This is a genomic window from Pseudomonas sp. 05T35 (genome assembly GCF_056396605.1).
In genome coordinates, this window is record NZ_JBFTLU010000266.1 from 1 (window position 1) to 9,022 (window position 9,022).

11 protein-coding genes and 1 pseudogene are annotated in these 9,022 nt (G+C 58.8%); 5 read left to right on the top strand and 7 right to left on the bottom strand.

Annotation, left to right across the window (positions count from 1 at the left end; genetic code table 11):
• On the bottom strand, window positions 1-634 hold a 634-nt coding region (locus AC1DH9_RS19365), incomplete at its 3' end, for a heavy metal response regulator transcription factor (protein ID WP_477808604.1).
• A 38-nt stretch (window positions 635-672) separates the two neighbouring features.
• On the opposite strand from AC1DH9_RS19365, the gene copI reads away from it, so the two are divergent.
• A complete protein-coding gene (gene copI / locus AC1DH9_RS19370) occupies window positions 673-1,230 on the top strand; it encodes a copper-resistant cuproprotein CopI (protein WP_442114658.1) in 558 nt (185 codons plus the stop codon).
• Window positions 1,231-1,291: 61 nt separating this feature from the next.
• On the top strand, window positions 1,292-2,122 hold the full coding sequence (queF, locus tag AC1DH9_RS19375) for an NADPH-dependent 7-cyano-7-deazaguanine reductase QueF (protein ID WP_427530914.1): 831 nt from the start codon (window positions 1,292-1,294) through the stop codon (window positions 2,120-2,122).
• 170 nt (window positions 2,123-2,292) lie between these two features.
• Here the strand turns inward: queF and AC1DH9_RS19380 are convergent, their stop codons facing one another.
• Entirely contained in the window at window positions 2,293-2,556 is a 264-nt protein-coding gene (locus AC1DH9_RS19380; protein WP_054593163.1) for a DUF4404 family protein, read from the bottom strand.
• A gap of 123 nt (window positions 2,557-2,679) precedes the next feature.
• Window positions 2,680-3,252, bottom strand: a complete 573-nt coding sequence (locus AC1DH9_RS19385) for an HAD family phosphatase (RefSeq protein ID WP_477808605.1) — start codon at window positions 3,250-3,252, stop codon at window positions 2,680-2,682.
• Between the two features lie 40 nt (window positions 3,253-3,292).
• Here AC1DH9_RS19385 and AC1DH9_RS19390 point away from each other — a divergent pair.
• Window positions 3,293-3,820 (top strand): annotated as a pseudogene (locus AC1DH9_RS19390) (MlaA family lipoprotein); the annotation flags it as partial.
• A 63-nt stretch (window positions 3,821-3,883) separates the two neighbouring features.
• Here AC1DH9_RS19390 and AC1DH9_RS19395 read toward each other — a convergent pair.
• Window positions 3,884-4,183, bottom strand: a complete 300-nt coding sequence (locus AC1DH9_RS19395; protein ID WP_427544198.1) for a PilZ domain-containing protein — start codon at window positions 4,181-4,183, stop codon at window positions 3,884-3,886.
• A gap of 276 nt (window positions 4,184-4,459) precedes the next feature.
• Between AC1DH9_RS19395 and rssB the strand changes: the two genes are divergently transcribed.
• Both rssB and rssC read left to right on the top strand, forming a co-directional pair.
• Entirely contained in the window at window positions 4,460-5,641 is a 1,182-nt protein-coding gene (gene rssB / locus AC1DH9_RS19400; protein WP_427544220.1) for a two-component system response regulator RssB, read from the top strand.
• Entirely contained in the window at window positions 5,641-6,123 is a 483-nt protein-coding gene (gene rssC / locus AC1DH9_RS19405) for an anti-sigma factor antagonist RssC (RefSeq protein WP_477808606.1), read from the top strand. Before rssB ends, rssC begins: the two co-directional genes overlap by 1 nt.
• Before the next feature lie 223 nt (window positions 6,124-6,346).
• Here the strand turns inward: rssC and tal are convergent, their stop codons facing one another.
• The 3 genes from tal to dusA all read right to left on the bottom strand — a co-directional run bounded on the left by tal (window position 6,347) and on the right by dusA (window position 9,007).
• Window positions 6,347-7,273 carry a transaldolase gene (gene tal / locus AC1DH9_RS19410; protein WP_427530925.1) on the bottom strand — a complete coding sequence of 309 codons (927 nt, stop codon included), beginning with the start codon at window positions 7,271-7,273 and terminating at the stop codon, window positions 6,347-6,349.
• A gap of 199 nt (window positions 7,274-7,472) precedes the next feature.
• Window positions 7,473-7,847: a DUF2388 domain-containing protein gene (locus AC1DH9_RS19415; RefSeq protein ID WP_427544195.1), complete on the bottom strand. Its 375-nt coding sequence runs from the start codon at window positions 7,845-7,847 to the stop codon at window positions 7,473-7,475.
• A 179-nt stretch (window positions 7,848-8,026) separates the two neighbouring features.
• Complete coding sequence (dusA, locus tag AC1DH9_RS19420; protein ID WP_477808607.1) at window positions 8,027-9,007, bottom strand: tRNA dihydrouridine(20/20a) synthase DusA; 981 nt, start codon at window positions 9,005-9,007, stop codon at window positions 8,027-8,029.
• Between the last annotated feature and the right edge of the window lie 15 nt (window positions 9,008-9,022).

A 9,022-nucleotide genomic window follows, 5' to 3' on the forward strand; every position in this document is an offset into this window, starting at 1 on the left:
GAATCAACTTGTTCGGGAAGTCGTCGTCGATCTTCAGGCGCAGGCGGCGGATCGCCACTTCAATGACATTGGTGTCACTGTCGAAATTCATGTCCCAGACCTGCGAAGCGATCAGCGATTTGGGCAGTACTTCGCCCTGGCGGCGCAAGAGCAGTTCCAGCAGGGCGAATTCCTTGGCGGTCAGGTCGATGCGCTGGCCGCCGCGCTCGACCCGACGGCGAAACAGGTCCAGCCGCAAATCGGCCAGTTGCAGACTGGTTTCCTGCGACGTCGCGCTGCCGCGACGTAACAGGCTGCGCACGCGGGCCAGCAATTCGGAAAAGGCGAACGGCTTGACCAGGTAATCGTCGGCGCCCAGTTCCAGGCCATGAACCCGGTCTTCGACGGCATCGCGGGCGGTGAGAAACAGCACCGGGATATCCAGGCCGGCGCTACGCACCGCTTGCAATATCTGCCAGCCGTCACGGCCGGGGAGCATCACGTCGAGAATCAGCAGCGCGTAATCGCCGGTCAGCGCCAGATGCTGGCCGGTGTTGCCGTCGGCTACCAGCTCGACGTTGAAACCGGCCTCGGTCAGGCCTTGGCGCAAGTAGTGGCCGGTTTTCGGTTGGTCTTCGACGATCAGCAATTTCATGGGCAGCTCGAGGTCAATGGAACAGGTGCGTTATACTCATGTTTTTGCGTCATCGATTGGTACTTGCCGGCTGCTTGTTGGCGTTGAGCTTTCCCGTGTGGGCGTCGCCAGCACAGACCTACGACTTCGGCACACCGGCCCCGGCGGCGAAGGCTACGCGCAGCGTCGAAATCGTGATGAGCGACATGTCGTTCACACCCAAGACGCTGGACATCAAAGCCGGTGAGACGGTGCGCTTTGTACTGATCAATAAAGGCCAGTTACTGCACGAGTTCAACCTGGGTGACGCGGCGATGCATGCTGCGCATCAACAGGAAATGCTGAAAATGCAACAGGGCGGCATGCTCACCCCGACCATGATGAAAAGCGCTCCCATGGACCACGGTTCGATGGCGGGCATGGGTCACAACTCGATGCCAGGCATGGATCACGGCGCAAGCATGAAGCACGACGATCCGAACAGCGTGCTGATTGAACCGGGCAAAACCGCCGAATTGACCTGGACCTTCAAGAAAGCCAGCAACCTGGAGTTCGCCTGCAATATTCCCGGCCACTATCAGGCGGGCATGGTCGGCAAATTGACTGTCAGTCAGTAAGCACTCAAAGGCGGGAGCAAAGGCTGGTAGAATCCGCTGATTCTTTAGTCAGGTTTCCGTCATGCATCCCGCAGCCGAACATTCGCCGCTGGGCAAATCCAGCGAATACATCGCCACGTACACGCCGTCCTTGCTGTTCCCGATCCCGCGCACCGCGAAATGGGCCGAGCTGGGCCTGACGGCGCAAACCCTGCCGTACAAGGGCGTGGATTTCTGGAACTGCTTCGAACTGTCCTGGCTGCTGCCATCGGGCAAGCCGGTGGTGGCCATTGGCGAATTCAGTATCCCGGCGGACTCGCCGAACATCATCGAGTCCAAATCGTTCAAGTTGTACCTTAACTCGCTGAACCAGACGCCGTTCGCCGATACCCAAAGCCTTGAAGCCACGCTGGTGAGCGATTTGTCGGCGGCCGCGGGCAAACCGGTGGGTGTGCGTATTCGCAGTTTGAGCGAGGTCGAGGCCGAAGGCGTTGTAGCGCTGCCGGGCGTGTGCATCGATGATCTGGACATCAGCGTCAGCAACTACGAGCATCCGCGCCCGGAACTGCTGCGTTGCGATGATTCGCGCATCGTTGAAGAAAGCGTGCACAGCCACCTGCTCAAATCCAATTGCCCGGTCACCAGCCAGCCGGACTGGGGCAGTGTCGCGGTCGAGTACCGTGGCGCGGCGCTGGATCACGCCAGCCTGCTGGCCTATCTGGTGAGCTTCCGCCAGCACTCGGACTTCCATGAGCAGTGCGTAGAACGGATCTTCCTCGACCTGCAGCGCTTGCTGAAACCGGAAAAACTGACCGTGTATGCGCGTTACGTGCGTCGCGGCGGGCTGGATATCAACCCGTATCGCAGCACTGAAGAAGTGCAACTGCCGAACCACCGCCTGGTCCGTCAATGAAGATCTAATGTGGGAGCGGGCTTGCTCGCGAAGGCGGAGTTACATTCAACATTGATGCTGAATGTGATGGCCCCTTCGCGAGCAAGCCCGCTCCCACAGGGATTGCATTGCAGATCGCACAAATGAAAAAGCCCCGCTATCGCTAGCGGGGCTTTTTTGCATTCGCAGGGTCAGATTCCGATGTTGCCCAGGGTCTGCACGATGTTGCGCAACACGGTGGCCAGCGCCGGGTGGTCCACTTCAAAACGCTCCACGGCAAGGTTGACGCCGTCCGCCAGGCTGCTGTCCTGCGTCGCGGTTTCGAGTTTGATCTGCGCCTCAATCTTCTGCATCAGTTCTTGCAGGTGTTCACGCTCTTCCAGCGTGAGTGGGGGGTTCTGCTCCAGTTGCTCGCGCAGGGCGTTGAGCTGTTCTTGCAGTTCGCGGGCAGGCATGGCGTTCTTCCTTTTATCGATAGGCACTGGCATAGACCGCAGCGATGGGCCAAAGGTCTGCATCTGGCCTTTAGATTAATCCACTGGCGAGCGAAGTGCATGATCTTGATCAAGAAGGGCCAATCAGGGCTTTTCACCCTTGCGTCGGCGCAGGCCGATGTCTGACAGGCAGGTGTCGAGTTCACCCAGATGATCGATCACCGAGTGCACGCCAAGGCCGAACAGCTGCACGGTCGCCTTGCCGCGCTTGAGCTCGCGCTCCTGCTGATTCAAGGCTTGCCACTCGCTGGGCGTCATCCCGCAGAGCGAGCCACAGGACGCCAGGCCGATGGTCCAGAGCCCGGCATTGAGGCCTGATTGCAGCAAGCGCGGTTCGCCGCTGACCAGCACGCAACCGTCCAGGCGATCGATGTTCAGCGCCATCAAGGCTTGCCAGCACGCATCGGGGGACGGCCATTGCCCCCTGTTCAGCGTGTGCGGGCTGGCGGTGATCCAGTCCGGCAGAGAGGTGGCCAGCGCGAGGCTTTGCGCGTGCGGCAACTCGTCGAGCCAGGCACACGGAATACCTTGAAGTTGCAGGCGGTTCAGCGCTTCCAGGGCGCCCGGTGTCGGGTGCGCTCGTTCAGCGCTGTCGTGATCGCTCTGACGGCTGCGGGCGCCGAAATCCACCAGACAGCCGCTGAGACCGAAAAGCACAGCGGTCGGGTTGGGAGTGGTGTGGGGAAGGGCTTGAGCTGCTCAGGGCTATCAGTTCATTACGCCGACGTTTCTCTCGGACGGCATTCACAACATGTTCCGCAACATCGGTGACGTCGGCAACCTGGCCAACGACATCCTGCAGGCCAAGCCGCGCGCCGCTGGCGTCGATACGGCTCGCGTGCTGATGAACACCACCATCGGCCTGGCCGGGTTCTTCGATGTGGGCACTAAAATGGGCCTGCAACGCAACGACGAAGACTTTGGCCAGACCCTTGGCCATTGGGGCGTGCCTAGCGGTCCTTACGTAATGCTGCCGTTTTTCGGCCCGAGCACGGTGCGTGATGCACCGTCCATATACGTCGATACCTACGCCAAACCCTACCGCTACATGAATGACATTCCGGCGCGCAACATGGCGCTTGGTATGAGTGTGATCGACACCCGTGCCAGCCTGTTGTCGAGCGAGAAGCTGATCACCGGCGACAAATACATCTTCATTCGCAACGCATACCTGCAGAACCGCGAGTTCAAGGTCAAAGACGGCAAGGTGGAAGACGATTTTTAAATCGTCACCCGCGCAACAACAAGAAGGCGGCCATTTGGCCGCCTTCTTTGTTTATGTTCGTGCTCAATTCATTTTCAGGATTGTAAGCCCAAGTTTCTGGCCACCAGCGTCCTGTTGAGTCACCCAGACCACTTCGGTCTCGGCTTCCAGGCCCTTGAGCGCTGCGTGCTCGGAATCGATGCGTACGTTCAGCGTGTCGCCCACCTGGAACGAACGGGCAGCCTGAACCTGCATACCGCTGCTGGAAAGGTCGATACAGATGGCTGGAATCAAATCGCCGGCGTGAATCAATGTGATATCCGCATCGACCCGCATGCGGATGTAGTCGCGCTTTTCACTGTAGTCACGATCGCTTTGGTTCATGGGCTCGATCCTTCCTTTGTGTTGCGGTTTTGGCTGTTCTTATAACTCCCGGTGATTTGCGATGTAAAGACGCCAGGTGACCATCGGCGTGAGCTTGAAACGCCTCGCGGATGGGAGTACCGTCTGCGCCTTAGAAGGGCACCTCTGATGAACACGCTTGTAGGGCAAATGCTCGAAAGCGGTGCGACAGAGAGGCTAGAAAGCGAATCCAGTAGTGTGTGCCGGGCCGAATGCCCTGCCAGCTACGCCAACCTAATTCTGGCGCCGTTTGCCCACATGCAAAAAACCAGTGCCACGCTGCTGATAATCGATGACGACGAAGTAGTACGCGCGAGTCTCGCGGCCTATTTGGAAGACAGTGGGTTCAGCGTCCTTCAGGCCAGTAATGGCCAGCAGGGGCTTCAGGTATTCAAGAAAAACCAACCCGACCTGGTGATCTGCGATCTGCGCATGCCGCAGATGGGCGGGCTCGAACTCATTCGTCAAATCACTGACCTTTCGCCGCAAACGCCGGTGATCGTGGTCTCGGGTGCCGGCGTGATGAACGACGCCGTCGAGGCCTTGCGCCTGGGCGCCGCGGACTACCTGATCAAGCCGCTGGAAGATCTGGCCGTACTCGAGCACTCCGTGCGCCGGGCCCTGGATCGTGCGCGCCTGCTGCTGGAAAACCAGCGTTATCGGGTAAAACTCGAAACCGCCAACCGCGAGCTCGAAGCCAGCCTGAACCTGTTGCAGGAAGACCAGAACGCCGGGCGCCAGGTGCAAATGAACATGCTGCCGGTCAGTCCCTGGGCGATTGACGAGTTCAAGTTCGCGCACCAGATCATCCCGTCTCTGTACCTGTCGGGCGACTTTGTTGACTACTTTCGGGTCGACGAGCGCCGGGTAGCCTTCTACCTGGCAGACGTTTCAGGCCATGGCGCTTCATCGGCATTCGTGACCGTGCTGCTGAAATTCATGACCACGCGCTTGCTGTTCGAATCCAAGCGCAACGGCACATTGCCGGAATTCACTCCTTCAGAAGTCCTTGGTCATATCAACCGAGGGCTGATCAGCTGTAAGCTGGGCAAACATGTCACGATGGTCGGTGGAGTCATCGACGAGGAGACGGGTTTGTTGACCTATAGCATCGGCGGACACCTGCCGTTGCCAGTGTTGTACACGCCAGACAGTGTGGGTTATCTCGAAGGGCGCGGCCTGCCGGTGGGCTTGTTCAATGAAGCCACCTACGAAGACCACGTTATCGAGCTGCCACCGACGTTCAGCCTGACGCTGATGTCTGATGGCATTCTGGACCTTTTGCCAGAACCTACACTCAAAGAGAAAGAGGCTGCCTTACCTGAACGGGTAAGAACGGCGGGCGGCAGCCTGGATGGCTTGCGGCAGGTTTTTGGATTGGCCACGCTAGGGGAGATGCCGGATGATATCGCCCTGTTGGTGTTGAGCAGGAATCTTTAATGAGTACCGGTAGAATCCAGTTCGCCGAGCAGGACGGCACCTTCGTCCTGAAGTTCGTCGGTGAAGTTCGCCTGACCCTGTGTTCGGCGTTGGATGCGACTATTGAGCGGATCTTCAGCGCGTTGAATTTCAACGCGATCRTGATCGATCTGACCGAAACCCGCAGCATCGACAGCACCACCCTGGGCCTGCTGGCCAAGCTGTCGATCATGTCGCGGCAAAAGATCGGCCTGCTGCCGACCGTCGTCACCACCCACGAAGACATCACGCGGCTGTTGGAGTCCATGGGCTTCGAGCAGGTGTTCAACATCGTTGACCGCCCGATTCCATGCCCGGAATGCCTGACCGACCTGCCTGACCAGGATCAGTCCGAAGAAGTGGTGCGGATCAAGGTGCTGGAAGCGCACAAGATCCTCATGGGCCTGAACGACTCCAACCGCGAAGCATTCCATGACTTGGTGAACGCCCTGGAGCGTCACTGATCCGCTGAATCTGTGCCTTCTTCACTGGCCTCATCGCGAGCAGGCTCGCTCCCACACTAGTTTTGTGTAGATCACGCTACCCCTGTGGGAGCGAGCCTGCTCGCGATGGGGCCAGACTGCAACCCATTGTTCTGGCGCGAAGCTCATACAATTCCCGCGGCCAGCCGCACAAAAAAGGGCGAACCTGTGAAGGTTCGCCCTTTTTGCGCTTGCCGGAATCAAATCACAGCTTGGCTTGCAGCAACGCCTCAAGCTTTTCCTGGTCACGAGCGAACTGACGAATGCCTTCAGCCAGTTTCTCGGTGGCCATGGCGTCCTCGTTCGACGCCCAGCGGAACTGCGCTTCAGTCAGGCTCTGACGTGCTTCGCCGGCATGGCCTGGCGCCAGCTTGCGTTCCAGCTTACCGGTGTCGGCCGCCAGTTTCTCGATCAGGTCCGGGCTGATGGTCAGGCGATCACAGCCGGCCAGTTGCTCGATCTGGTTGAGGTTACGGAAGCTCGCACCCATGACCACAGTCTTGTAGTCATTGGCCTTGTAGTAGTTGTAGATGCGCGTCACCGACTGCACACCCGGATCATCGGCGCCGGTGTAGTCGTTGCCGTTGGCCTTCTTGTACCAGTCGTAGATACGGCCCACGAACGGCGAAATCAGGAACACCCCGGCCTCGGCACAGGCAACCGCCTGGGCGAAAGAGAACAGCAGCGTCAGGTTGGTCTGAATGCCTTCGCGTTCCAGCTTCTCGGCGGCGCGGATGCCTTCCCAGGTGGAGGCGATCTTGATCAGCACACGGTCGCGGCCAATGCCGGCCTTTTCGTACAGCTCGATCAGACGGTGCGCACGCTTCAATACGGCGTCAGTGTCGAACGACAGGCGCGCATCCACTTCAGTGGAAATACGCCCCGGAATCACTTTCAGAATCTCTTGCCCGACCGCGACCCCAAAACGGTCGCTGGCCAAGCCTACGTCGCCTTTGCAGTCGCTGACGCAAGCGTTCAGCAAATTGGCGTAAGCAGGAATGGCCGCCGCTTTAAGCAGCAGAGAAGGGTTGGTGGTGGCATCCACCGGTTTAACGCGAGCGATTGCCTCGAAGTCGCCAGTATCGGCCACTACGGTGGTGAATTGTTTGAGTTGTTCCAGCTTGGAAGTCATGAGTGTGCTCTATCCTGTGGGTCTGTTGACATTACCCGAGCGCTGACAGCCACTCAAGGGCGCAAATGCGTAACAACGGCCTGGGCGGCAACAACCTGAGAACAGGCGTTTGAAAGGCCTGGCGCTATCCGTTAAATACGATGCTGAAATGGCTTACAGGTTCAAAGGAAGTGACGGACAGTGGTTATTGAAGTAATGACTACTGACTACTGATCAGCGCAGCCACGGCGAGATCGTTCAGTTCTGCGTCAGGTATTTCCTGTCTGAAGCGACTCAAGGCTGAGGTGAAATAGACCACTTCGAGCGTGCCGTCGCTGGCGAGGTAGAGCTGCGCCGCTTCTTGCTCTTGTGCGGAGTAGACGAGCTTGCGATTCTCGGTCGACTCCTGGCTGGCAGTGAAAGGCGAGAGCAGTATGCTGGCGAGGGTAAAACCGCTGAGTACGGTGACTTGCAACGGGCTATCTGTGTTACCGACACACAGGCCATCGCAGTGGGCGTAAGCAGTGGCAGAGGTTGCAGAGAGGAGGGCCAGGAGGGTGCAGCGCTTGAAAACAGCAGGATTGAACACGGGCATAACGAGAAGGACGTCCTGTCGACAGTACATCGGCGTAATTTCACAAGCAGGCAACACTTCTTGGTTACCTGCCAGCCCGCTGGTGCTAGCGAGACTCCGATGCGGCGCAATGATCCACGCTTTGCGCCTGCACAACAAGGAAGAGCTGCTTCAACCGGCGAGATAGAAAAACCTGCCTGTCAGCGCCCCTCCAGCAACTCCGCCGCCTGATCCAGCAACGCCAAAGGCTCTTTAGCCTTGTGAATATCCACCGACAACAACTGCCGAAACTTGCGCGCCCCCGGAAAACCGGTGCCCAAGCCCAGCACGTGCCGAGTGATATGGTGCATCGAACCGCCCGCATCCAGGTGCGCAGCGATATAAGGCCGCAACTGTGCCAGCGCCTCTGCCCGCGAAATCACCGGCGCCGTGCTGCCGAACAATTGCTGGTCCACCTCAGCCATCACATAAGGATTGTGATACGCCTCACGGCCCAGCATCACCCCGTCAAAGGTCTGCAAATGCTCGTGACAGGCCTCCAGCGTCTTGATCCCGCCGTTGAGAATAATCTCCAGCTCCGGAAAATCCGTCTTCAGCTGCGCCGCCACGTCATAGCGCAACGGTGGAATGTCCCGATTTTCCTTCGGCGACAACCCCTCCAGAATCGCGATCCGCGCATGCACCGTAAAACTCGTGCACCCAGCATCCCGAACCGTCCCGACGAAATCACACAGCTCAGCGTAACTATCCCGCCCATTGATCCCGATCCGATGCTTCACCGTCACCGGAATCGACACCGCATCGCGCATCGCCTTCACACACTCCGCCACCAACACCGGATGTGCCATCAGGCACGCACCAATCATATTGTTCTGCACCCGATCACTCGGACAGCCGACATTGAGGTTCACCTCGTCGTAACCGTGCTCCTGCGCCATGCGCGCGCACGCGGCCAGGTCGGCTGGGACGCTGCCGCCTAACTGCAAGGCCAGCGGGTGCTCGGCTTCGTTGTGGCGGAGGAAGCGCTCGTGATCGCCGTTGAGCAGCGCGCCGGTGGTGACCATTTCTGTGTAGAGCAGAGCGTGCTTGGAGAGCAGGCGCAGGAAGAAACGGCAATGGCGATCGGTCCAATCCATCATGGGTGCAACAGAAAACCTCCTGGATACCGAATGCACTGGAATTTCTAGGTTTTCTGC